The organism is Pseudoalteromonas sp. ND6B, assembly GCF_000764215.1.
Taxonomy (GTDB): domain Bacteria; phylum Pseudomonadota; class Gammaproteobacteria; order Enterobacterales; family Alteromonadaceae; genus Pseudoalteromonas; species Pseudoalteromonas tetraodonis.
The window spans coordinates 1-26350 of the sequence record NZ_JQFL01000008.1; the positions used below are offsets into that span (position 1 = coordinate 1).

At 39.4% G+C, this 26350-nt stretch carries 19 protein-coding genes and 1 other annotated feature; of the genes, 8 read left to right on the forward strand and 11 right to left on the reverse strand.

The window, feature by feature from the left end:
* Window positions 1-50: 50 nt before the first annotated feature.
* Window positions 51-1270 (forward strand): IS3 family transposase gene (locus ND6B_RS16760; protein ID WP_089368775.1). Its coding sequence is split into 2 segments (ribosomal slippage): window positions 51-330 and window positions 330-1270, totalling 1221 coding nucleotides; the frame shifts between segments, so codons are not numbered across the junction.
* Window positions 329-445: a sequence feature (AL1L pseudoknot), on the forward strand. It overlaps the preceding gene by 117 nt.
* Before the next feature lies 1 nt (window position 1271).
* On the opposite strand, the gene drt3a is transcribed toward ND6B_RS16760, so the two are convergent.
* Together drt3a and ND6B_RS0118945 are read right to left on the reverse strand one after the other, a co-directional pair.
* The gene (gene drt3a, locus ND6B_RS16755) at window positions 1272-2585 is read right to left on the reverse strand and encodes an antiviral reverse transcriptase Drt3a (RefSeq protein ID WP_033102647.1); all 1314 of its coding nucleotides are present in this window, start codon (window positions 2583-2585) and stop codon (window positions 1272-1274) included.
* 557 nt (window positions 2586-3142) lie between these two features.
* Entirely contained in the window at window positions 3143-3508 is a 366-nt protein-coding gene (locus ND6B_RS0118945) for a hypothetical protein (protein WP_235420429.1), read from the reverse strand.
* A gap of 176 nt (window positions 3509-3684) precedes the next feature.
* Between ND6B_RS0118945 and ND6B_RS16750 the strand changes: the two genes are divergently transcribed.
* The 3 genes from ND6B_RS16750 to ND6B_RS16740 are packed head-to-tail and all read left to right on the forward strand — an operon-like array spanning window position 3685 to window position 7331.
* Window positions 3685-5166 carry a PAS domain-containing sensor histidine kinase gene (locus tag ND6B_RS16750; protein WP_033102648.1) on the forward strand — a complete coding sequence of 494 codons (1482 nt, stop codon included), beginning with the start codon at window positions 3685-3687 and terminating at the stop codon, window positions 5164-5166.
* On the forward strand, window positions 5163-5585 hold the full coding sequence (locus ND6B_RS16745; RefSeq protein ID WP_033102649.1) for a response regulator: 423 nt from the start codon (window positions 5163-5165) through the stop codon (window positions 5583-5585). The genes ND6B_RS16750 and ND6B_RS16745 overlap by 4 nt, the downstream gene beginning before the upstream one ends.
* A gap of 24 nt (window positions 5586-5609) precedes the next feature.
* Entirely contained in the window at window positions 5610-7331 is a 1722-nt protein-coding gene (locus ND6B_RS16740; protein ID WP_235420430.1) for a GGDEF domain-containing response regulator, read from the forward strand.
* Between the two features lie 17 nt (window positions 7332-7348).
* Here the strand turns inward: ND6B_RS16740 and ND6B_RS16735 are convergent, their stop codons facing one another.
* The 3 genes from ND6B_RS16735 to ND6B_RS16725 all read right to left on the reverse strand — a co-directional run bounded on the left by ND6B_RS16735 (window position 7349) and on the right by ND6B_RS16725 (window position 9984).
* Entirely contained in the window at window positions 7349-7891 is a 543-nt protein-coding gene (locus ND6B_RS16735; RefSeq protein ID WP_033102651.1) for a methyltransferase, read from the reverse strand.
* A gap of 181 nt (window positions 7892-8072) precedes the next feature.
* Entirely contained in the window at window positions 8073-8321 is a 249-nt protein-coding gene (locus ND6B_RS16730) for a hypothetical protein (protein WP_008114111.1), read from the reverse strand.
* Window positions 8322-8490: 169 nt separating this feature from the next.
* Window positions 8491-9984, reverse strand: coding sequence for an acetyl-CoA hydrolase/transferase family protein (locus ND6B_RS16725; protein WP_013464626.1), 1494 nt, complete (start codon window positions 9982-9984; stop codon window positions 8491-8493).
* Between the two features lie 388 nt (window positions 9985-10372).
* On the opposite strand from ND6B_RS16725, the gene ND6B_RS16720 reads away from it, so the two are divergent.
* Window positions 10373-10966, forward strand: a complete 594-nt coding sequence (locus ND6B_RS16720; RefSeq protein WP_033102652.1) for a hypothetical protein — start codon at window positions 10373-10375, stop codon at window positions 10964-10966.
* Window positions 10967-11024: 58 nt separating this feature from the next.
* Here the strand turns inward: ND6B_RS16720 and ND6B_RS16715 are convergent, their stop codons facing one another.
* Together ND6B_RS16715 and ND6B_RS16710 are read right to left on the reverse strand one after the other, a co-directional pair.
* Window positions 11025-11576, reverse strand: a complete 552-nt coding sequence (locus ND6B_RS16715; RefSeq protein ID WP_024601163.1) for a flavodoxin family protein — start codon at window positions 11574-11576, stop codon at window positions 11025-11027.
* A 90-nt stretch (window positions 11577-11666) separates the two neighbouring features.
* A complete protein-coding gene (locus tag ND6B_RS16710; protein ID WP_033102653.1) occupies window positions 11667-13367 on the reverse strand; it encodes a cyanophycinase in 1701 nt (566 codons plus the stop codon).
* Window positions 13368-13717: 350 nt separating this feature from the next.
* Here ND6B_RS16710 and ND6B_RS16705 point away from each other — a divergent pair, with 350 nt between their 5' ends.
* The 3 genes from ND6B_RS16705 to iadA all read left to right on the forward strand — a co-directional run bounded on the left by ND6B_RS16705 (window position 13718) and on the right by iadA (window position 19369).
* Entirely contained in the window at window positions 13718-16645 is a 2928-nt protein-coding gene (locus tag ND6B_RS16705) for a TonB-dependent receptor domain-containing protein (protein WP_033102654.1), read from the forward strand.
* Window positions 16646-16786: 141 nt separating this feature from the next.
* Window positions 16787-18190, forward strand: a complete 1404-nt coding sequence (gene yfcC / locus ND6B_RS16700; protein WP_033102655.1) for a putative basic amino acid antiporter YfcC — start codon at window positions 16787-16789, stop codon at window positions 18188-18190.
* A 12-nt stretch (window positions 18191-18202) separates the two neighbouring features.
* Complete coding sequence (iadA, locus tag ND6B_RS16695) at window positions 18203-19369, forward strand: beta-aspartyl-peptidase (RefSeq protein WP_013464620.1); 1167 nt, start codon at window positions 18203-18205, stop codon at window positions 19367-19369.
* 117 nt (window positions 19370-19486) lie between these two features.
* On the opposite strand, the gene ND6B_RS19820 is transcribed toward iadA, so the two are convergent.
* The 4 genes from ND6B_RS19820 to ND6B_RS16680 all read right to left on the reverse strand — a co-directional run bounded on the left by ND6B_RS19820 (window position 19487) and on the right by ND6B_RS16680 (window position 26306).
* Window positions 19487-21760 (reverse strand): EAL domain-containing protein, encoded by a 2274-nt coding sequence (locus ND6B_RS19820; protein WP_081844634.1) that lies wholly within the window; start codon window positions 21758-21760, stop codon window positions 19487-19489.
* Between the two features lie 120 nt (window positions 21761-21880).
* Complete coding sequence (locus ND6B_RS16690) at window positions 21881-22186, reverse strand: DUF3240 family protein (protein WP_013464618.1); 306 nt, start codon at window positions 22184-22186, stop codon at window positions 21881-21883.
* Window positions 22179-25253 (reverse strand): efflux RND transporter permease subunit, encoded by a 3075-nt coding sequence (locus ND6B_RS16685; protein ID WP_033102656.1) that lies wholly within the window; start codon window positions 25251-25253, stop codon window positions 22179-22181. Before ND6B_RS16685 ends, ND6B_RS16690 begins: the two co-directional genes overlap by 8 nt.
* A complete protein-coding gene (locus ND6B_RS16680; RefSeq protein ID WP_235420431.1) occupies window positions 25254-26306 on the reverse strand; it encodes a hypothetical protein in 1053 nt (350 codons plus the stop codon).
* Window positions 26307-26350 lie beyond the last annotated feature (44 nt).

Genomic DNA, 26350 nt, shown 5'->3' on the forward strand with positions numbered 1-26350 from the left:
TGAATCGCCCCGTGTTTGCCAGAGACTCAATAACTTGAGAAACTGGAACTATGAAAAAATCAAATCGCTATACATCAGAATTTCGTGAACGTGCAATTAGGCTTGTTACCACACAACAGCATGAATACCCTTCTCTTTGGGCTGCGCTAGTATCGATTTCAGATAAACTGGGATGTACCCCAGAAACACTTAGAGCATGGGTCAAGAAATCTCAAGCTCAACCGTCTAAACCCTCTTCTAATACGCAATCAACTGAAGAACGCCTTGCCGTCTTAGAGCGCGAGAATAAAGAGCTCAAGCGAACGAATGATATCCTGAGGCAAGCTGCCGCTTTTTTCGCCCAAGCGGAGCTCGACCGCAAACAGAAGTAATAGTGGATTTTATTGATGCTTGCAGAGAGCATTACGGTGTCGAGTCAATTTGCAAGGAATTGCCGATTGCACCATCAACGTATTATTCTCATAAACAGATACAAAGAGAGCCTGAGCGACTGTCTAACCGCAAAAAGCGTGATGCTGAGCTGATAATACTCATTCGCGAAGTGTGGGAGGATAATATGTCAGTTTATGGTGCAAGAAAAATATGGAAGCAGCTACAGCTTGACGACCATCAAGTCGCCCGCTGTACAGTCGAACGATTGATGCGAGTTATGGGAATTCAAGGTGTTCGTCGGGGTAAAGCACATAAGACAACGATACCTGACGAGCAACAAGATAAGCCACTTGATTTAGTTAATCGTCAATTTACTGCTGAGCAGCCAAATCAACTTTGGGTAGCTGACATCACCTATGTTGCCACATGGAGTGGGTTTGTTTATGTCGCTTTCGTGATAGATGTTTTTTCACGATACATTGTAGGTTGGCGTGTATCAACGACAATGCACACAGAGCTTATTCTTGATGCGTTAGAGCAAGCTATTTGGCATCGTGGCAACCCCGAAGGGTTAATTCACCACAGCGACAGAGGCAGCCAATATTTGTCTATACGATACACTGAGCGACTTGCTGAAGCTGGAATTCAAGCGTCTGTAGGCAGTGTGGGTGACTCTTATGACAATGCATTGGCTGAAACAATAAATGGATTATTTAAAACAGAGATTATTCGCAGAAATGGCCCGTGGAAGAATGTTGATGCTGTTGAATACGCAACGTTAGAGTGGGTCAATTGGTTTAATAATCAACGCTTATTATCTTCAATTGGGTATATTTCACCAGCTCAATATGAAACAGACTACTATGATAATTTAAACGAGTCAGGTAAAGTGGCCTGACTTAAACAAACTGGTCTCCGATGAACTCGGGGCGATTCAGTTTTTTTATTTTAAAGCTATATTTTTCTTTACAATATAACTCAGCTTTACTGTGCAAATAACTATCGAGACTTTCTAATTGAGAACAATCAGTTATAAACTTATTTGAATAGTAAACACCTGAGAAGACATTAGATTTCCTATTCATTAGCTGTACATTCGATGTGATGTACTTTATTTGATTAATTAAAAATTGAGTAGCAATACCTTCATTTTCATCTCTATTTTTAAGGTAGTTATAAAATATTTTATTGATTCTACTTTGGTATTTTTCGAATTTTTTATCGCTTAGTTTTATTTCCAATGATTTATTCTTGAAAATAAAATTATAACCTAAAAAATCAAATTTAAAGTTAGACCTAGTCTTATCAAAAAAGGTTGAATCTGTTTTTTCTTTATTATTATTAAGGCAATGATCTTTTATTATTTTTTCGACTGACTCTATTTCTCGCTTATAACTTTCACAATCACTTTTCCTTGTTTTTATTATTATAAATATGTCGTCAACGTACCTAGCATAAAAATTAACGCAATCTAACGCCATAATTTTTATATCTACCTTTTTCATATATAACTCAGCAAGTGTAGCGCTAATTGGAACCCCTCTTGGTAAGCCTTTATTCAAGCCTGTAATTCTTGAGTACTGAGTTAAAATACTATTGATCAAGTTTTTAGTTGATTGAGTTAACTTTTTAGAGGAATTTATAAATGTGAGCAAATTATCATGAGGAACAGATTCATAAAAATTTTTAATATCTGTCCTATATATACATTTTGGAGACTGATCATCTAGTAATGGAATCAAGGATGAGATCGTTTTATCTCTATCAGAAGCACTAACTTCAAAAGCATAATTAATTTCACTTTTAGAGATACGTTGAATAAAGTCGCTCTCTATAGTCTCTATAAAAGAATCCACAACTTTAATTTTAGTTGTAAATATGGGTTTACCTTTTATTTTATGGTCTAATTTAGAAAGTGTTGGAGTATAGTTATCTTGAATTATCTTTCTTGAAATATCTACGCTCTGTAGATTTATGAAAGAAACAATGCTTTCGTTTATTTTTGTTAATAAAGAAAGAATCCTAGCTTTTTTTTGCTCATAATCATCATCCCTAACAGCATGTATATTAAGTTCCTTGAAGTACTTTCTAAGTATTTTTTTTCTTTTCTTTAAAAGTAAAAGTCTAGGAAAATATTTTTCCTCTAGTGTCCCTCGGTTTTTAGAATCTGAGAATATGATATTTTTTATTTGTTCTTCATATGTAAAGTACAACTAAGTAACCCTCCTTGAGCCAACATAACCTTCATATAAAGATGAACCTAATGTCCAAAGTTAATGCTATGTAGCTTCAGTTGTTATTTCAATTTAAATAAGACTTTATTTTCCCAAGCAATTAACGCCGAGAGCCGTTTTTCCATGTATTCTTGGAGGTTATACACTCTTTGCACTCCTTGCAATTGATGATTTAGTATTTTTCAATCACTCTAGGATCTGTCCCAATATTGGTATCACCTAACCGAGTCGCAACCGTTCTTCGTAAATCATGAGGTACAAATTTTGGCACTCCTAATTTATCTAGTTTACGGCTGATGGATCGTGACAGTGAAAGCGAAGTGGGTCAAAGCAAACGGGTCAGCAAACGGGTCAAATCTTGACTTCAGACATCACAATCCATAACTGATCAGTCATCGCTCTTAACTATCTTCCAAACTATAACAAAATAGCACTTAAAAAATCCTTTGATAATTTCACGGACTAAAACTTTGTTTGTAATACAACACGGCGACAAAGCTATTACCATCGTTATCAATACTTCACAATGCCACAGTTTACTTTGGTTGCCAGTGATACACATAAATAGGCGTTTGATAGAAATCTTTAAGTTTGATCACTTTAATTGGTTTATATGAAGGCAAAGCGAAGGTGTTACTCGCAATAGTGATGTTTTTAAGCACGTTTTGTTTTAACTTTTCTTCAAGCACTACCATAGCGCCTGGAAACAAGTAACACACAATAGTTGACGCTGTACTGAGATCAGCATTTTTGAAGTCTTTGCGATAAAGAGTAAGGTCATTTAAAACCAAATTATATTTAAAAAGCATCGAAACTATCCAGGAAATCAAACGGGGAAGCCAAGACTCATAATCAATAACGTGTTTATTAGGATGCTTTTTGGCAACCGCTATAACCAACATTCCCCAACCCGATCCTAAATCAATGCACCTTTTTCAACCATGATGACTCGCTAAAATATAAGAAAAAACTATTAAAATGAGCATTTAAATAACATGATCTTTCGCTAGATTTGCTGTTCATTACTTGTTCGACTATTACTATATTATGGGAACTAAATTTACTTGCGGGATGCTTGATGGACCTTAAAAAAGTAAATAAAAAATCTAACTCACCAAGTTTAACTGTAAATATGGATGAAGCATTTTTAACTCAACTAGTTAATTGTTTACCCATGGGGGCAATGGTAGTTAATACTGATGCTCAGATCCTTTTTGCCAATAATCAACTGTCTGAAATACTAGGCTATGAGGATTCAGAACTCATAGGTATGAACATAGATAGTTTACTTCCAGCTCAATTTAAAGCCAATCATACCCACTTGATGAGTCAGTTTTTTGCTAACCCTCGAAAACGCTTAATGGGTGAAGGCCGTGAGTTATTTGCGAGTCAAAAAAGTGGTAAGCAAATCCCAATTGAAATAGGTTTAAACCCAATACACGGACAACAAGAATTAGTTTTAGCTACATTGGTTGATATATCGCAAAGGCTGCGCGCAAATAATATGTTTCAACGATCTATTCAGGCTGCGCCACATGGTGTGTTAATCGTTGACCAAGCAGGCATTATACAAGCGGTAAATCAATCGTTATGCAAATCTTTTGGCTACAGTGAAATAGAACTACTCGATAAAAACATGGAAATGCTATTGCCCCAGCGCTACCAAGGACATCATTCAGCACTTCGTCATTCATTTCATCGTGAACCCAGTGTAAGAAGTATGGGAGTAGGCAGAGATTTAACCGCGTTACACAAAGACGGTAAAGAATTCCCGGTTGAAGTAGGCTTGAGTCCTTTTATAAACACCAATGATGAAGACATGGTGTTTGTCTCGTTGTTAGATATAACAGAACGAAAACGAATGGAAACTGAGCTAAAAGAAAATAACACTAGCCTGAAAGAGTTTACCTATGTGGCCTCTCATGATTTACGCTCTCCATTGCGTGGCATTTCAAACTTAATTGAATGGATAAAAGAAGATTTAGGCACTACCAAGCCTGAAGTAGAGTACAACTTAACGCGTATTGATGATCGAATTCATAAAATGGAGACGTTAATTGATAATTTATTGGCCTATGCAAGAGCTGGCAAAGCTACCCTAGATACTCAAGTAATCGATATGCATAAATTAATTTCTAACGTTACCGAACTGTTAGATTTACCGGCTGGAATGAAGCTTCATAAAGACATTCAATTAAATACTATCGTCACTGCATGGACGCCGCTTGAAACCGTTGTTCGCAATTTGTTAAGTAATGCCATTAAACATCACGACAGTGAAGAAGGAAGTATAAAAATTCGTTGTGTAGCAGAAAATACGCTTTGCCATATAACCGTTACTGATGATGGCCCCGGTATACCACCAGAGGCTTACGAGCGTATTTTTAGCTTATTTCAAACAACCTCTGACGATAAGTCGGGCTCAGGTATTGGGCTGTCTATTAGTCGGCGTTTGGCACAAGCTCATGGTGGGCGCATTTCCGTTAGCTCAAATGAACCGCAAAAAGGGTCTACATTTCATGTTTGGTGGCCGCGCTTTGCAAGGAAAGAGAATTTATGATCAAAAATCTATCTATACTGCTTGTTGAAGACGATGATGTTGCCGCGGAAGCCGTAACAAGAAGCCTAAAAAAAGTGGATCCTAAAATTAAAATAATTTGGAAACAAAATGGAAAACTTGCGTTAGATGCGTTACGAGAAAAAGCACAACAAAAAGTAATATCAGAGCCCTACTTAGTATTGCTAGACCTGAATATGCCAGTGATGAATGGGTTTGAATTTTTAGAGCATATTCGTAAAGATAAAAAATTAAACGATACTGTTGTATTTATACTCACGACCTCCAATGAGGATAACGATCGTACTCGCGCGTACCATAACAACGTAGCAGGTTACATGGTTAAACATGCAATTGGCCCGCAGTTTGCCAAATTAACGACACTTATGGATGCTTATATACATGCCGTTGAGCTTGAATAAGCCATCTTAGCAAGAGATATGGATATGATTACTTCAATAGATAATTTTGAAATCTGCGACAGTATTAACCTACTCATTGTTGATGACGATGCGGTTGATAGAGAACAAATACGTCGTATGATATCTCGCTCAAATATACAGGCGAAAATTTCAGAGGCATCCTCTATTGAAAGTTCGATGTCTTACCTTGAGCATGGTGAGTTTGATTGTGTCATTGTTGATTACCGATTAGGTATCGGATCGGGGCTTACCCTGCTAAATAATATTAGAAAGACTGAAAATAACCACTGTGCTGTGATTATGATCACGGGCTTAGGAGATGAAAAAATAGCAGCAGAAGCTATGCGGCTAGGAGCAAGCGATTATTTACTTAAAAATCAATTAAAAAGCGATCAGTTGATACACTCTATATCTAGCTCCATTCAACGCGCAAACTTAGAAAAAAAACTTCATGACATGGCACACTACGATAGCCTAACAGGCTTAGCAAGCCGCCCTATTTTAATTGATCAACTCCAACAAGCCATTACATCTGAGCAAAAGCTCGCCGTTGCCTATTTAGATTTAGATAATTTTAAACCCATTAATGACAAATACGGTCACGAAACCGGTGACTTCGTTTTGAAAACTATTGCCCAAAGACTAAAAAGCACATTACGCAAAGAAGATACACTCGCGCGTATTGGCGGAGATGAGTTTATCTTTTTATTAAGAGGGGCTGCGCACACGATACAAGAATATGAGACTCTGTTACAAGAGGTGCTGATTGAGGTAAACGACCCAATAAAATTAGCAGCGTTTTCGTGCTCCGTTCAAATTTCAGTCAGCATCGGCGTTGCACTTCCCAGTGATGATGGCTTAACTTGTGATGACATTTTACGCAGAGCCGATCAAACAATGTACCAAGCAAAAAGATCAGGAACAAACCGAATTCTGTTTTTTGATCCAGAAGAAGAAAGCCTAAGGCATGCAAAACATGATTTATTATTGGCTGCAGAGAAAGGCATTGCCCGCAAAGAGTTTATTTTACATTATCAACCAAAGGTAAATTTGATGGATCACCAGTTGATTGGCGTTGAAGCCTTAATACGCTGGAATCACCCTACTTTGGGTTTACTTTATCCTGGTCACTTTTCAGAGGCATTAGAGCATCCACACATTGGTATTTTAATTGGTGAATGGGTACTTGCTGAGGCCTTAAAACAGCATAAAATTTGGACAAGAAATCATCTTTCTATGAGTGTAAACATCTCTCCAGCTCATTTACTTAGTGAGGGCTTTGTTGAAAACCTCAGAGAGTTACTCATCAGCACTAATAATATAAAACCAAAAACCCTCGAATTGGAAATTTTAGAGAGCACTACAATTGGAAACGTTGACCAAGCAGTCGACGTTCTCAATGGTTGTCGAAATTTAGGGGTAAGTATTGCGCTAGACGACTTTGGTACAGGTTACGCTTCGTTGAGTTACTTAAAAAAATTACCTTTAGATACATTAAAAATAGATCAAAGCTTTGTTAAAAAGCTCCTATCAGACCATGAAGACAAGTCCATCGTTACGTGTATCGTGGCGCTAAGTAAAGCATTTGGGTATAACCTAGTAGCAGAGGGGATAGAGTCACAAGAACTCGAAAAAGTACTTATAGGCATGGGTTGCTATCATGGGCAAGGTTATTATATTGCCAAACCAATGTCTGCAGAGAAGATGAACTTATGGATAAAAAATATGACATCAACTAAGCACTGACCCTAAATAATACTCATCTATTTGGGTTGCCAGTGATACACATAAATTGGTGTTTGGTAAAAATCTTTAAGCTTGATAACGTTAGTTGGTTTATATGATGGCAAAGCGAAGGTGTTACTCACAATAGTGATTTTATTATTAACTACGTCATGTTTTAACTTTTCTTCAAGCGCTACCATACCACCAGGAAACAAGTAACACACCAGAGTAGACACTGTACTAAAATCGGCATTTTTAAAGTCTTTACGATAGAGGGTAAGATTATTTAAACCCAAACTATATTTAAAAAGCACTGAAACCATCCAAGGAAACCACGATAACTCATAGCCAATAACCTGTTTATTAGGATGCTTTTTGGCAACCGGTATAACAAGCGTTCCCCAACCTGAACCTAAATCAATTAATGCGCCTTTTTCATCCATGCTTATTGCAGCAAGCATAGTTTGGCGCGCTTTGCTTGAGCTCATCATCGGTGAAATTCCCGTTTTTAGCGTGCCCCAAACAATAGATAAAGCGATTAGAAGGACTAAAAAGAAAAGTCCAATAGCAATAAAGTCCATACTAACTAACACCTGATAACGGTTGAATCATCATAATCTCACCTTATCGATTATTTGTTTCTATATAGTAAAACCATTACAAAGAGCACCGTTAGTATAAATTTATTTTATATTTAACACCTGTTTAAAATAAACCACAAAAAAAGCGCCATTTGGCGCTTTTTAAATTAGTAGTAAGGTATTAGTGCTTACGCCCTACACCGTTGCGCACCATGTCTTGGCCGCTTTGGAAAATCTCTTCGGTAATTTCGCGTGCTAATAAAAGTTGTTGCTTGTCATCAAACACCGCAACAAAACGGCTGCCGTCAGCATTGTTAGTTGCCATGCCCACGCCTGCTACGCCGGTTAAACCTAAGCCGCCGTTTTCAACTTGCAGTAAAAAGCTTTCAAGTTCAGCGAGGGTGTCGATTGCAGTTAGTTTGTTTTCCATTGTGGTTGCTCTATGTGTTGCTCGCCATAGCGAGTCTGTCAATAATATGCGGTTATTTTACAGCACACAGTAAAAACTTAAACCACCTTATAGGCAAAGTCATAACAACATTCTGTAAAGCAAAATTAAAAGTATTTGTAAAAACCCCGCAAATGCGGGGTTTTAAGTATTAGCTTTGCTTCATTGTGCCTTGTTGTTCAAGGCGGGTATGCCAGCTGAATGCTTCTTCTAAAATATGAGGCGTATGGCCGCCACGTACACAAGCACGCTCGTAGTAATCAAGCATAGCGTTGCGATAATCTGGGTGTACACAGTGTTTAATTACTTCAACAGCCCGTTCGCGTGGCGCTAATCCACGTAAATCAGCAAGGCCTTGCTCGGTCACTAAAATATCAACATCGTGCTCGGTATGATCGACGTGGCTTACCATAGGTACCACGCTTGAAATAGCGCCGCCTTTAGCAATTGATTTAGTTACAAACACCGATACATGCGCATTACGTGCAAAGTCGCCTGAACCACCAATACCGTTCATCATTTTAGTACCACACACATGAGTTGAGTTAACGTTGCCATATATATCAAACTCAAGTGCCGTGTTAATTGCAATAATACCTAAACGACGCACAATTTCAGGGTGATTCGACATTTCTTGTGGGCGAAGTACTAGCTTATCGCGGTACTTTTCAAGGTTATTAAATACTTGTGCGTTACAACGCTCTGATAAAATAATTGAACACCCAGAGGCAAAATTAAGTTTACCCGCATCAATTAAATCAAAGGTAGAATCTTGTAGTACCTCTGAGTACATAGTGAGGTCTTTAAAATCTGAGTCTAGTAAACCCATCATGACTGCGTTGGCTATGTTACCAATACCCGCTTGTAATGGGCCTAAGTTTGCAGGCATGCGCTGTTGCGCTACTTCTTCTTTAAAAAAGTTAACTAAATGGCGGGCAATAGAGGCGGTATCGGCATCTGGGTCGGTTACTGTTGAAAATGAGTCACTTTGATTGGTAAATACAATACCCACAATTTTAGCCGGATCGATTGGAATAGCAGTACTACCGATACGGTCATCTACTTTCACTAGTGGCACGGGTGTACGCGTTGGACGGTACGATGGAATGTATATGTCGTGCAGCCCTTCAAGCTCTGGCTGGTGTAACATATTAATTTCTACAATTACTTCTTTAGCAAAAATAGCAAAGCTTGCTGAGTTGCCCACTGACGTTGTAGGTACTATGTGGCCTTCTTCTGTAATAGCTACGGCTTCAATGACCGCTACATCTGGCATAGTTAACTGATGATTACGTAACTGTTCAACAGTTTCAGATAAATGCTGGTCAATAAACATGACCTCACCGTTGTTAATTGCTTTACGTAATGTGCTGTCTACCTGAAATGGCATACGACGCGCTAACGCACCTGATTCAGTAAGTAGCTTATCTAAGTCGTTACCTAATGACGCGCCCGTCATTAGGTTAATTTTCATTGGGTTTTCACGTACACGCTCGGCAAGTGCACGTGGTACAGCTTTCGCTTCACCAGCACGAGTAAAGCCACTCATGCCCACGGTCATGCCGTCTTTAATAAATAAACTGGCCTGCTCTGCAGACATCACTTTGTTGTGTAAGTCACTACGACGAATTCGTTCTAATTGCATTTGGAACCCCTTAAACCCCATTATTATTTGGGCGCTATTCTAAGTATTTCCTTATGCTTCGTAAGCTAGACCTAAGTCTCATTTACGCATAGTTGGTATAAAAACGTTGCAGAGCGCTTTAATTTTGTACACTTTATTATTTAACTTATTGCTGTTATTGGGGTTAGAATACCAAAAGATTTATTCAGTGATTTAACTAAACAAGCTTAAAATGAAATATAGTTAATTTAAATCAATTACTTATAAATTCAGCCAGGAAAGCTGAGATTATAAATTGTATAAAAATAAAGCCGTACAGGCCAAATCTTACAAAATAATAAACTGGTCATTCATTGGGCAGTAACCTTGTAAGGAATAGAATCTACAGTTTACGTATTAAGGAAAATACATGGATTTGTCTGACGAAGAAATTAACTTTTTATCTGGGTTGTTTGAACCTAGTCAAAGTACAGCATTAATTAATGAAACAAAACTAACAGTACAAACATCAATACCAGATGGTATTGCGCATTTACTTGGTCAGGCTAAATTAACCCTATTAGCAGAAGTAGCTCATTACCAACTGTGGTTTCCACTTCAATTTAAAACTAATGAATTAGGCCATTTCAGTACAGTGTTAGCAGCCCCAGAAGTGATTGATACTAAAGGCACTCAACGTAGCTGGCGATTAAGTGAATTAAATATTCAAAGCCAAGGTTTTTGCATTGAATCTATCTCAAGCACAGGAATATTTTTAAAACCCACATCAATAAACAGTGAACTTGATGAGTTACAAAATATGCAATTTATTTTACCCAATGAAGCGGCTATATCATTAGACATAGAACCCGTTAGGCACAGTGAGTGTGGCATAGCAGCTAAAATAAAGCATATTCACCATGGTAAAGAGCAGTTAAGAGCGTATTTATTTGAAGTGCATAAACGTGAATATTCAAGCTTATATCAACTTGAGCATAAGCAAGAACTGGGGCTATCAAACTAAAAAGCCACACTAATTAAGTGTGGCTTTACGGATTAAATAAACTTAATTTAGGTCATTTTTACTTTAATCGTTTTGCTATTTCAGCAACGCGCTCACCGTATAAACGAGCCGTTTCTAAATCGCCTGATGGAATAGCCGTTTCGTCAGCATCAGTAGGTGATTGTACTAATACGCCAACCGAACCGCCTAAGTTATTGATGTCTTGACGGGTTGATTCCAATTTATTGGCGGGTGGTAACCCTAGGCTTACCCAAATTCCACCATGCTGTGAAGCTAACGTTTGCATACTAATTAGGGTGACTTGTTTGTCGCCATTTAGGCTGCCGCTATTAGTAAAACCGCCAAACACTTTATCTTTCCAACCCATGGTAAACCACACTTTAGAGGTGGCATCAACAAACTTTTTAAACTGCCAAGGGTATGAGCCCATATAGGTAGGTGCGCCAAAAATAATGGCGTCTGCATTGTTTAATGCATCCCAATCGGTGTCTTTAATATCACCATTTTCATCGATTGCAATAAGCTGAGCGTTTGCTCCATCAGCCACAAATTCCGCCACTTTTTTGGTATGGCCATATCCAGAAAAATAAATAACCGCTACTTTACTCATGAACCTTCCTTTTGTTGTGATTTAATAACACACTTTAAATATAGTATGGCCGCTTAATCTAAAATCAACTAAGCAGCGTGTTTAATTAAATTAAAAGGTACTCACTGAAATTTCTAAATTACTCACCGCACAGCCATACTGCTCAGCACTAATACGGTGATAAGCCGACTCAGGCTTAGTTGATAGACTAATAATAAACGCATCTTGCTGACCAACAGCTGTTTGTTCTTGGCTCAAGCACATGGCTTGCGTTAAAGAGCGCAATTTGGCATCCGTTAAAATACTGCCGAAACGCTGAACCGGCAAAGGCGGTATTTTAATTGCTGGCAATGCTTGGCTAATACTGCGCTGACTTAAGGTAAAATCATTATTTTTAATATCAATCACACTGCCAGCAGGCCAGTACGAGTAACTGTAGGTTTTAGTTTCAGCCTGAGCCTGCCCTGTTGATTTAACCATCACCACACCATTTTTACCAATTACGGTCATTAAATTTCCTGATTCAGATTTAATAACCACTAAGGCGGTGGTTTCGTCTACACCAAAACCAAATGCGGGTTGAGCTTGATTTGCACCAAGGCTGTCGAGCAAAGTGCCTAGTCTTAATGTACGGTTTCGCTCGCTAAAGTGTGTATCGAGTACACCGTAACTAAATGTGCCTAAACCCCCAAAGCGGTTGTAAGTTAAACTATCGCTGTTTGAGCGCTCACTGGGCGCATCAATGGCTTGCGCGCCTTCTTTCAATGCCGATAAACTTGTGCCATTAGTGATCATAACCACATTACCACCGTGCGCTTGCCCGCCACTTTGCACTGCGGTGCCTGCACTTGTACCTACAACAACAGGGCGAGACTGTAACGCTTTTGTCCATGGATATGGCTGATTATTTTCATCAAACAATACCTTGCGCGTTAAGCTTTGATCGCCGCCATTAAACATAACACCGGTACTATTTTTGATTAGCTGCACTAGAGCGTCTGTGCCACTTTTACACAGCAAATATTCTGCTTGAGTGCGATCAGGGTAAATATGTTCACGTTGATATAGCCCCATTTCAGAGTGCCTAAGCGTGTTTAAATCATCACATTTATTAGTGGTTATTGCTTTAGCAAGCGCAGGGGTTAATGCAAGCCATTGTGAATTTACATTGGGAAAACGAAGTAATCCTTCGTAAAAATCAGCAGATTCATAAGGGTCTCTGCTTGAGGCGGTAATCGCTAGTATGCTCGGGTTAGTACTTTTTACTTTTAAACTGCCCGATATAAATTGCAAAATATCTGTCGCGGCGGATTCGCTATTAAGCGCGGTATTGACCTGCTCTTTTAGTCGCGTATTGTCGCCCTGCAGCTGCGCTACTTCAAGCATATCTATTACAAAATTGTATTCTTGATCCGTTAAACTATTGAGCTGTTTACTATCAATATCGCGCCATAACCATAACAGCTCTTTTTTTGACAATGTGGGTGATGATTTAGCCTGCATTGTTGCTAAATTTTTAATAGTTTTGTTTTTAGCTTGCGTATTTTTACTTGGCCATTGTTGCTTTATTTGACTAATTTTAGCGTGGGAGAGCGCAAATACATTATGTATTTTACCCGGAATTTGTGTGTTTTTTTCACAATTTTTAGGGCTTAAACTAGCACACGTTGTGAGTGCACCGCCGACTAATACTAACGTTTTTTCAGATTCTTTTGCGCTTAACTGCAGCGAAAAAGCAATAAAAAACGAAAAAACAGCCGTTATTATGCGCGATTTAGCTAACCGTTTGTTTGGTAAATATATTCGTTCCATTATGTTATACTCATGTAAAAAATTATAAGAAATAACTTGCGAGAGCGTCTCTCACTTGCTATAAAAAAAAGGAACTTTAAAACGCGAGTAAGCTAGCACCCCTTTGCTGGCTTTGTCAAAAACCTTTTGGAATGAGAATTATGTTTAAAAAAGCACGTTTGCTTACAACATATTTCTACTCACCACACTACCTTTCGGAGTGGTTTGACGAGTAGCCCACCACCTCACTTTTTCACAGTGAGGGGCTTAGCGTGTCATTTCACCACTGCCCTGTCTAAAAATATAACAATTAAAAGCCACAGATCTGTTTGTATGTTTTTGTGCGCTTAAAAAGACAAAAGGTATTTAAGATGTTTCGTCAACTAACAATTGCGGCCACAGTAAGCGCATTACTGAACCCGATCACTTTTGCACATGCACAAGAAACCAACACCGACACCAACATTGAACGAGTAGAAGTAACAGGATCTCGCTTAAAAGGCGTTGATCTTGAAGGAACTATCCCATTAACCGTACTAGACCAAGATGCAATCAAACGCTCTGGCGCTAATACCATTCATGAATTACTCAAAGATTTATCTGTTTTTAAGGGCGGAAGCGGCACATTTTCAACCTCTGAAAGTGGCGGTACGTCTACCTCAACACCAGCGGGTCAATCAGCTGCGAGCTTAAGAGGCATGGGGCCATCAGCAACGCTGACATTAATAAATGGCCGCCGAGTTGCGCCTAGCTCATTTGCTGCAGGTACTGAAAACTTTGTAGATGTAAACTCTATTCCACTAGCCGCCATTGAGCGCATTGATATTTTAGCCACAGGTGCATCAGCCGTCTATGGTGCCGATGCGGTAGCAGGTGTTATTAACTATATTTTAAAAGATGATTTTGAAGGCGCTGAAATCAATACTTCGTTTGCCGATAGCTTTGATCAGCATGACGAAAGTAAAAAACAATTAAACTTAGTTTATGGTACAAAAATAGGCGAAAGTAACTTAACGGTATTTGCTGATATATATGACCGTAACGCTTTTAAAGCGACCGATCGTAATTACACGGCCTCTCCCTCTTTAGTGAATGGTTACTCCTATTTACCTAAGCTGGAGAACTCACCTAATATTTATTATTTTAGCAGCCGAGATGGTAACGAACTTCCATCACCAAACTGCAAAACCGAATTAGTTACTACTGAATTTGATGAACAAATTTGTGCTTACTACCCTAATCAAGATGATTACCTAGAAACGCCATTTGAAAGCCTTTCAACCGGCTTTATGTTTAATAGTGAGCTTGGTGGTATGCAATGGCATACTGACTTTTTTTACAGTCAGACCAAGGCAAAAGCGTACTCATCGCCCTCACCTATTAACCAAATTAATGACGACGATGGCCCGTATGTTTTAGAAGACGCCTTATTTATTTACGATAATGCCGATGGTAGTAATGATTTATTAGATCAACTCTACATTGACCCATTTGATACCCAAAGTGGTCGAGAAGTGTATGGTTTTGCATTTGATGCGCGCTTTAATGCCCCAAGAACGGTGGAAGTAGAAACGAAAAACTTTCGCTTGGTAAGCAGTCTAAGTGGTGAAATTGGTGATTGGGGTTGGGAATCTGGGGTAACATTTTCTCGCTCACGTTCAGAGCAAGAAGCGATTGCAGGAGTTTATAATCGTTACCAGTTCCATGGCGCTATCACCGGCGAGCTATGTTCAGACGGTACGCTGGCAAGTTTTGACGGTAGTGACTTAAACTGTGCATCGGGAGAACTGCTGCCTTTTTACAACCCTTTCCTTCAAGGCGACGCCGCTAATGATGCCGTTTTGGCAACAGCGCAAGCTCGCCCAACACGCAGCGGAGAAAGTACAGTTTACGGCTGGGATGCTAATTTTAATGGTGAGCTATTTACCTTTAACGACCTACCTGCCTATGCCTCATTTGGGGTAGAAGCACGCCGTGAAGAGCTAAGCGACATTCCTTCGCTTGATTCACAAGCTCAAGCAGATAAAGACTATCTTGTTGATGTATTTGGCTTTGGCTCTAGTTTATCAGAAGCCGATCGCACTCAATATGCAGCGTTTGCTGAATTAAGTATTTCACTCACAGAGCAAATAGAGCTGCAAGCAGCAGGTCGATACGATCATTACGATGATTTTGGTGGCACCTTTAATCCTAAAATAGGTTTGAGCTATCGCCCAACTGATTCGTTAGTTGTGCGTGGTTCATGGTCAACCTCGTTTAGAGCACCATCATTAACACAGGCTGGCGTTAAATTAAGAACCACACAATCTACTTTTGACTGTGGTGCAAACCAAGCTGTAGCCGATTTATACTGTATGGGTGATGGCACCCAAGTGAGTGTTAATTCGTTAGAGTTAGGTAACCCAAATCTAAATGCAGAAGAATCTGAGGCTATTAGTGTTGGTTTTGCATGGAGTCCCTCGGCTAATACTAATTTAACCATTGATTATTGGCAGTTTGATCATGAAGAAGTAATCGATACCAACATGACCGCTGTGTTAGATCGCGCCATAACCGATGCATCACTTCGTCACTGTGGCATTGTTCCACCGGGCGAGCAAGGCATATCGTACGATGAAGCATTATGTGATGTCACCGACAACAGTGGTTTAAACATAGAGCAAGACGGCGCTAATTTAACTGAGATTTTAAGCAATTATATAGGTGAATTTAACCCACGTGATGACGAGCTATTTTTACCGCTGTTTCGCGATCATGCAATCCCACTTGAAAACACTGGTACACAAACATTAGCTGGCATAGACTTTAAGTTTGACCATAGGTTTGTATTACCAAGCGGCGATTTAACCTTTGCCTTTGATGGCACTCATTACCTTGAGTTTGAACGTAATAAACCGGGGTCTGACTCGTTAGAGAAGCTGGTGGGAACTTATCGTTATCCTGAAAATATTGCGCGTATGTCAATAGATTGGGAAGCGCAAAGTTACTACCTTAACTTAGGTGCAAACTACACCAGCAGCTACGAAGATGATATAGAAGGCCTGCGTAGCCGTGAAATTGATGAGCTAGATTCACTTGGCGTATTAGACTCAAAAGGTGAGCATCAGGTTGATGACTGGCTCGTTTGGGATTTATCAGCGGGTTACTATGTTAATAAATCGCTGACTTTGCGCGCGCGCATCAATAATATTTTTGATAAAGAGCCACCCACACTTTATGGTTCAAGCCGTGGCTTTGATTCAATCAACCATAATGCCCTAGGTGCTAATTACAAATTAAGTATTAGCTACCGTTTTTAACCGCTTAGCCGCAAAGCAAACGCTTTGCGGCATTCCTTTTATTACAGGTCATGGCTACAGTGACACTGCCTATTAAGTGCTAAAGTACGTTTAAGCGTTTATTTACGCATCAACACAATGACCTTTTATTAAAGTGAAATTATGAAACAAAAACAATTTTCTATGCCCGATGCAAGCATCATTTTGCTTTGCGTGGCAGTGATTGCCTATATGGCCACGGTATTTATTACCCCAGGGGTATTTAATGCAGAGCCTGACAGCCATACTGTGCAGCTTTCACAATATCAAGCCGTTAACGACCAACAATCACCACCTGTTTTTGCACAAGGTGGCGAGATTGGTTTAGCTAATGTATTGTTTGAAGGCCTCGTGTCGGGTGATAAATATGGTGCAGCGATTGGCGTAATGGCGTTTATTTTAATCACTGGCGGTGCCTTTGGCATTATTATGAAAACCGGTGCGATTAATAACGGTATTATGGCACTTATTAATAAGACCCAGCGGGTTGAATGGCTGTTTATTCCCTTACTGTTTTTACTATTTTCGTTAGGCGGCGCGGTATTTGGTATGGGCGAAGAGGCTATTGCCTTTTGTATTGTGCTGCTTCCTATTATGCAACAACTTGGCTACGACGCTAAAGTCACTGTACTTACAACTTATGTGGCCACGCAAATAGGCTTTGCCACCTCATGGATGAACCCTTTTAGCATTGCTATAGCGCAATCGATAGCTGAAATCCCAGTGTTTTCAGGTGCGGGCTTTCGTATGTTAGCATGGGCTTGTTTTACCCTTGTAGGCCTTGTGTTTACTATGCGCTATGCAAAACGGATAAAAACACAACCCCAAAAAACGGGTGATCAACCAACAATTAAACTTAGCCTAGCCGATGCACTCACATTATTAGTGTTTGTATTGGGCATAGCTTGGGTTGTATGGGGGGTGATGGCGCGCCAATATTATATTCCTGAGCTTGCTGCACAGTTTTTTTGCATTGGCCTTATCAGTGCAATAATTGCCATCGTGTTTAAAAAGCTAACCGCGAATGAGTGCGCGGATGCGTTTAAACACGGTGCACAAGAATTATTGCCAGCGGCGTTATTGGTCGCACTGGCTAAGGGCATTGTATTGCTATTAGGGGGTAGTGATTTAACCACTCCCTCAACCCTTAACACCCTGCTTTATTACTGTGCAAGCAGCATAGCCAGTGTGCCAGATTACATTGCGGCTTGGGGAATGCTGGTGTTTCAAAGTGTATTTAACTTTTTTGTTTCATCGGGTTCAGGGCAAGCTGCCATCACTATGCCACTGATGTCTCCACTTGGCGATTTGCTCAATGTATCAAGGCAAATTGTGGTATTGGCCTTTCAATTAGGCGATGGATTAACCAACATTTTAATTCCCACCTCAGCTAGTTTAATTGGTTGTTTAGGGGTCGTGAAATTAGATTGGGGAGAATGGGCTGCGTTTATTTGGCGCTTTGCCCTAGCACTTTTTGTATTAGCAAGCGGCTTTATATTTCTTGCTTACTTTATTAATTATCAATAAAAAGAATTTGTTATGTTAACTTTAATTCAAGGTGCAACCGTTTATGCACCCACCTTCCTAGGCACACAAGATGTTTTAATTGGCGGTGGTAAAATCATTGCTATTGACGAAAATATAACCCTCGACAGCAGTGTACTCGTCAAACGGATTGCCGGTAAAAATAAGCTGGTTGCTCCAGGGTTTGTTGATTCGTTAGTGCATATTACCGGTGGCGGTGGCGAGGCTGGATTTGCCAGCCGCACCCCTGAAATGAACCTAACCGATGCAACCTTATCGGGCACCACCACGGTGGTGGCCGCACTGGGTACCGATTCAAGCTCACGTACGCTGACCAATTTGGTTGCCAAAGCAAAAGGCCTTAAAGAGCAAGGGCTGAATGTATTTTGCCATACCGGTTCGTATCATTTACCCGCGAAAACACTCACCCACTCAATTACTGACGACATCATGTATATAGAGGAGTTTATAGGTGTTGGCGAAGTGGCGATTTCTGATCATCGTAGTAGCCAACCTACGGTACAGCAATTAGCAGAATTGGCAGCAGAGGCCAAAGTAGCCGGTATGCTCAGTGGTAAAAAAGGCACTGTGAGTATTCATGTTGGCCCTGTTGATAGCCATTTAACTATTTTACATCAGGTGGCTGAGCAAAGTGATATTAAGCTTAAACAGTTTTACCCTACGCATATGAACCGCAATAAAGCACTTCTTGATGCCGGTATTCACTTTTGTGATCAGGGCGGTACTATCGACTTTACCACCAGCACAACCGACTATGATTTAGCCCATGGTGAATATGCAGCAGCCCATGCCCTTGCCTACTGCTTAGAACAAGGCGTAGCACCAAATCAACTCACTATGAGCTCAGATGGCCATGCCAGTTTACCTATTTTTGATAAAGACTTTAATTTATTAGGGCTTGAGGTGGGCAAAGAGGCATCTTTATTAACCTCGTTTCAGCAAGCAGTAAAAGAATATAACGTCCCTATTGAGCACGCTTTAATGAGCATAACCAGTAATCCTGCCGATATTTTAGGAGTTGATAAAGGCCGTCTTAAAGCAGCGAGCGACGCGGATGTTGTCCTTCTCGATAAAGAGACCCTAACCCCTGAGTATGTATGGGCTAACGGCACATTAATGGTACAAAACACCCATGCAGTTATAAAAGGAGTGTTTGAATAAGCTAGTACAGCTAAAATGCTGCTGAGATATTTCAGCAGCATTTAACACCAAAGAGTTTATTGCCCTAGTTTAAACAAATATCAATCCAACAAGGTCACTAGAACCTAGTTGTTAAATTCAGCTACTTTTCGCCGTAGCTAAGTTTTTTGTCGTAAAAAGCAGACCATTTTGATTTATATATTCAGCATAAACCTGAGCACTCATAGGTTTAGAAAAGTAATAGCCTTGAAACTCTTTACATCCCATTTCGGACATTATTAGGACCTGTTCTTCGGTTTCTACTCCCTCGGCTACACACTTAATATTAAGTTCATCACACATCACATGCACGGCTTTAACTAAGCTTTTTTGGCGTGTAGAGCTTGTAACCTTACTTATTAAAGAGCGATCCAATTTAAGTTTATCAATGGGATAATCAGCAAGTCGTGCAATATTCGAGTATCCAACACCAAAATCATCCACTGTAATAGTGAACCCCCAATCTTGCAGAGTTTGCATAAGTTTTAGAGAGTGAACTTGGTTAGCCTCAAGTGACGTTTCAGTAAGCTCTAATTCTATTTGATTCGGTTTTACATTAAAATCCGCCAAATATTTTACCAACTTTGACATAAAATCAGCTTGGCTAAAATCGAGTAAAGATATGTTTATTGCTACGGGTAAAAGTGGCAAACCAACTTTACTCCATTGGGCAATTTGAGCGCAGACTTTTTGAATAATTAAGTCCGTTAATCGGCTAATCATTCTATACTCTTCTGCAATAGGAATAAATACAGCGGGCGATACACTGCCAAGTACAGAGCTATGCCAACGAGCTAATGCTTCAAGCCCTATACATTCACCTTTTGCATTCACTTTAGGTTGATAATTTACTGACAGATCATTTTGTTGCAAAGCTTCATCAAGTAACATGGAAATTTCATACTTTTCCATAAAGGCCTGTGATTGTTTTTGATTGTAACCATTAAATGGCGAGTTATAGTCTGCGAGTTTGAGCGCCTCACACGCATTACTAAGAACAATCGCACTATTTTCACCATGCTCAGGACACTTAGCAAAACCAAATAAAAATGATTGTTGGTAATTAGTACCAAACACATCATAAGCTTGATCTAAGGTGCTTTTAATTTGTATTAATAACTTGTTTTGCTGTTCACTTGAGCTTGAACCAATAATAAAGCCAAGTTTGCCACCTTCTATATACGCACAAAGCAAAGGCCCCTCTGACATTGCTTTTAAGCGCTTATAAGCAGTAATTAGCAATGATTGCGAGTCAGCTTTGTTAAGTTTTAAATTTAAATATTCACTATTTGCGCTTTGTGTAACGACAATATAAAACCCTTTTTGGTATTTAGACGTTAACCTATCGCATTGCATTTCAAACCACTCTCGATTAGGCAATTTCGTTTGCGAGTCTCTAAACCTTAGACGTTTGTTCTCTTGCTCCATCATAGACAAGTTTTGTTTAATTAGCTGCTCTTGCGTGCAATCATAAAAGTCATACACTCGGTAATTTGTACTCATTGCTATTTGCTGATAATTACTCTTATAGTAGCGACTCTTATATTCTATGATTTGATTTTTTATATTTAACTCTTTGCTATTAAGTGCAGGGAATAACCCATCAATTCTTACAGCCTTTTCTTTCAAGCTGTTTTTTAATCCAAACATTTCAATAGCATGTTGATTTAAATCTGTAATTACTAAATTTTCGTCGACAATAATTTTAGCTTTATTAGATTCAGTAAATAAGGTGCGATAAAGCTCGTTTTTATCTTTAAGGAAGCTATTAGCATTTAACATGGTTTTGTTTAAACGTTTGGCAGCAACAATTGTTCGCGCAGTGGCAAGTGGGATACAAATATTAAAAAATAAAAATATCAGGCCTGTAATATATAAGTCAGCTTCTGGTAATTGGCTTGCTATTCCTGAATAGCCGGATAAATCAACATTATTAATAATCATGTAAAAAGGTATGATGTTTAAAATACCGTAGGCCAAAGCCGTTCTGTAACCGAGTAGCATAAGAGCAATGATGGGACATGAATACATAAACATAGAACCCACCTTGGCAAGCTCTAAGTCAGTTAAAAATAAATTCATTGATAAACTACCGGCAACGATAGTTAATAGAAGTGCATTTGCACTAAATGTGTAAAATCGCTTACTTGCTAATAAAAGACTAAAAGCAATGGTGAAAAAACTAATAGTAATAACTGCAATATAAATTAGGTTAAATTCAATTGCGCGGGTGTATGTATAACAAACGACCAAAAAACAGAGCAAAGTAACGAGAGTTAAAATTATCCGTAGTGCACTCACCCGCCAGTGTGCGACTTCATCATGGGCAGTATGATGATCGTTAAGTAAGAAGTACTTATTGAGAAAGTGCATAATAAAAATCAGTTAAGACATATCGCCTCATTAAACATTGATAAGTTGTTAAGATCAATTAAATAAGCTCAAATATCAATCCAATTGAAGTAGCTTATAAAATAAACCTAATACAAAAAGCTAAACAATATGCCCGCTTTCAACTATAGGCGTAACCCAATATTTTAACGGCGTGTACTTACAAACAGGGCTTAACGCCGTTTTTACTATGGCAAGTTCAGGTAATAATATATGCACCTCAAACTGATAAAAGCTGCGATGCCCTTCTACTTGCTCGGCAATGTCAAATTCACTGTGCTCTTTGCTATAGCCTTCAATGTTTTTTAAGTTAAAGCCGGTAATGCAGTCTATGCCAATTAATATATCAACCACGTCATCTTTTATGTTTGTGGGTACATTTAGGGTAAAAAGTAACTGTTCAGCCATGTTTTTTCTCCAACCAACCATAAAAGATAGGTAATAAATAAAGTGTTGTAATTGTTGAGGTAATTAACCCGCCAATAACCACAATCGCCAATGGCTTTTGAATCTCAGCGCCGGGGCCGGTGGCAAATACCAGTGGCAGTAAACCAAACATTGCGGTTGTGGCTGTCATTAACACTGGGCGAAGGCGTCTGCTTGCCCCATCTAAAATGCGCTGCGTTACATTGGCAGAAAACATTTTCATTTGCTCAAAGTAGCTGATCATCACAATACCATTGAGTACCGCTACGCCAAGTAAAGCAACAAAACCAACCGATGCAGGCACCGAGAGGTATTCATTACTAATGAATAGGGCAATCACTCCCCCCATTAATGCAAACGGAATATTAGCAATTATCAGCGTTGATTTAGATAAGGATTTAAACGTGGTAAATAAAATAATGAAAATCAGTATTAATGCCACCGGAATAAGCACCAGCAAGTTTTGTGTTGCACGTTGCTGGCTTTCAAATTCGCCACCAAACGACAAGGTAAAACCACTGGGTAATTTTATGCTGCTATTAATTTTAGCTTCCAGTTCATTCACATAACTAACCACATCGCGGTTATCCACATTAACGCTTACAGAAGCAAAGCGCTTTGCTTTTTCTCGCTCTATTAACAATGGCCCCGTTTTAAAACTAATATTAGCCACCTCTTCAAGTGGTAGTAGGCTGTTGTCGGGCATTAAAATTAGCTTTTGCTTTAATGCGCTCATTGACGATAACTCAAAGTGTGCTGCACTTTCGCCTTTTTGTGCATTAAACACAATTGGGATCACGCGGTTTCCTTCTTGCAGTGCCGATACCTGTAAGCCTTCTAATTGCGACTTTAAATAATCGCTTAATCCTTCGGTGGTTAAACCAAACTGACTAGCAACCTCAGGAATAAGTTTAATATTTACATATTTACCCCCTTCGATAAGCGCCATTTGCACATCACTTGCGCCGTCAATATTAGTGGCAAGTGCCGTTATTTTTTCAGCTAATGAGGCAAGTGTCGCAATGTCATTACCGAATACTTTAATCGAAATATCACCGGTGCCACCGGTGAGCATTTCTGATACCCGCATTTGTATTGGCTGAGTAAAGCCAATATTTACCCCTGGAAATTGCGTAAGTGTTTGTCGAATATCCTCGATTAGCCGCGCTTTGGAGTCAAAACGCCACGTATCTTTTGGCGCTAATTCCATAAACACATCGGTTTCGTTTAACCCCATAGGATCAAGCCCGAGTTCATCGGAGCCGGTACGGGCAACAATTTGTACGATTTCTGGGATGTTTTTTAGCAGTGTGGCTTCAATTTGTTTATCGATATCCAGCGAGGCTTGCAAGGAAATACTCGGCGATTTTTCCAGTTGCACAATAATGTCGCCTTCATCTAAAACGGGCATAAAGCTTTTACCAAGCCCCTGAAATAACACCCCACTGAGCACTAAAACAGCGACCGATATAACACTAATAGCCACCGGCTTTTTAATTGCTTGGGCAAGTGTTTTAGTATAAAAACCTTGTAATAGCGTGACCATTTTAGGCTGGGTTACGGGTTCATTTTTTAATAACAATGAGGCTAAAATTGGAATAACCGTTAACGACAACAACAGCGCACTTAGCATGGCAAACACGATAGTGAGCGCCACTGGGGTAAATAACTTGCCTTCTAACCCTGTTAACATTAATAGCGGTGAAAACACGATAATTATAATAATTGTGCCTGAGAACACTGGCGCCGCGACCTCTTTACATGCGCGATAAATAACATGCAGCCGAGGGAGGTGCTGATTGTTAGCCAGCCGATTCACTATGTTTTCAACAATAACTACCGATGAGTCCACCAGCATACCAATGGCAATCACTAAGCCGCCTAAACTCATTAAATTAGCCGATAAATCAAACTGCTTCATCATTATAAACGTCAGCAATGCCGACATAGGTAAAGACAAAGACACCACCAATGAAGAGCGAATATCACCTAAAAACAAGGCAAGTAACACTATTACTAGAATAATTGCTTGGCCTAGTGCGCTGGTAATGGTGCTAATTGCGGTATTTATTAAGTTAGAGCGGTCGTAAAACACATTAATTTTTGAGCCTTGCGGTAATGAAGCTTCAATGGTGCGAAGTTTATCTTTTACATCTGCAACAACTTGCGCTGTATTACTATTTTTAAGCGCAATTATAAGCCCTTGTACCGCCTCTTCACTGTTTTTAGTGACTGCGCCATAACGGGTTAAACTGCCAACGTGTACTGTGGCAATATCACTTAACCGAATAACCTTATTTTGAGTGGACTTAATCACGGTATTTTCAATGGCGGTTATATCGGTGTATTTGCCCTCAGTGCGCAGAATTAAGGTGTCGTTGCCTTTTTCTAAGCGCCCTATGCCACCGTTTTGATTCGTTTGCGTGATTGCCAACTTCATTTCATCAAAGCTGACTTGATGCTGTTGCATCAATAAAGTATTGGGAAGTATTTCATAGGTTTTTGAAAAGCCGCCAAGGCTATTTACATCTGCAACGCCGGTTACAGTGCGCAGTAATGGACGAATTTGCCAATCTAAAAGCTCTCTTTTTTCAATCAACGATAAGTGAGTACTTTCTATAGTAAACATGAACACCTCGCTCAAAGGCGTGCTCATTGGCGCCATGCCGCCACTAATATTACTGGGCAAGGTGGGCAAAATATTTAATAAACGCTCATTAACTTGCTGACGGGCCCAATAAATGTCGGTGCCCTCTTCAAAGTCAATAGTAATATCGGTAATAGAATACTTAGTGGTAGAGCGCAGCATTTGCTGTGACGGAATACCCAGTAATTCGGTTTCAATCACCCGTGTTACTTGCGATTCTATTTCAAGGGCGTTCATGCCGGGTAATTTGTAAACTATTTTAACTTGGGTGGGCGATATTTCTGGAAAAGCATCCACTGGAATACTTAACCAAGATTTAGCACCAATGGCCATAGCAACAATAACAAAAATACTAACAAACAAACGCTGAGTAAGTGAAAACTTAATAAGCTGGTTTAACATTTACTCTCTCCCTAAGTGAAGCAACATACCTTGTAGCGCACTTACCGAGCTTATTAGTACCTGCTGATCATCTAGGTTTTTATTAGCAGTAAATACATAGTCTTTTCCTTGTGTACCTTTGAGCTCAATCGGCAGTAACTCAAGGTTATCGCCAGACTTTAAAGCAATGTAATTAACATCTTCAAATTCAAACACCGCTGACTTTGCTATTTTAAAGCCCGTTAATTTATTTACCGGTGTGACTTTGATAGTTTGCCCCAGTGTCAGCTGGCACTCATTTGAGCTTGGCAACGCCCACACAATTTGATGGTATTTATCTGCAATACTGTCATAGCTCTCAATATTTAAGCTGCAACTCTTTGACAGCTTGAAATGCGCTAACGTGTTGGTAAAACTAAGAGGGACTTTAATCTTAACGCGAATACTACTTGCATCGATAATATCAAACGCGGTGTCACCCATCACACGGTTTCCCGACTCATTAGTGAGTTTTAAAATGCCCGTTTTTGGACTCACTAAGGTCACGTTTTCATTATCATCAATGTTTAAAAATGCCATTTGATGTTGCATATGTTCAAAATTTAGCTTGGCTTCAAAATAGCTTTTTGTGATTTCAACCCATTCAGAACTTCTTATTATTTTGTTTTTTAAGTGTTGTTGGTTTATGTCGTAATGGCTTTTAGCAATAGCGAGCATATCTTTTGCTGATTGATAGGCATCTAAAAAATGGTGTACATCACTGCCCTCAACGCTTGCGATAGTGGCGCCTTTTTCCACCATACTGCCGTTAGGGTATAAGTAACGAACCTGCTGTACATCAAACGCAAACAGCACCGTATAATTGACCCCGGGTTTGAAATTGACTTCACCAATTAAACTTTGCCCGTTAATAAACTCTGTTTTTTGAATCGGCGCAAATTCAACATCAAAACCACTGAGTGAAGAAAGCCCTACAGGTGCTAAATTTTGCGAAGCAAACACAGGATTAAATGTTAATAAAGTCACAGTAAAGAAGAAAAATAACGTATATTGAATACGCAAAAAATGACGCATTTTTTTTGTAAAATTTAACAGCATTTAGTTTGTTCACATTTGAT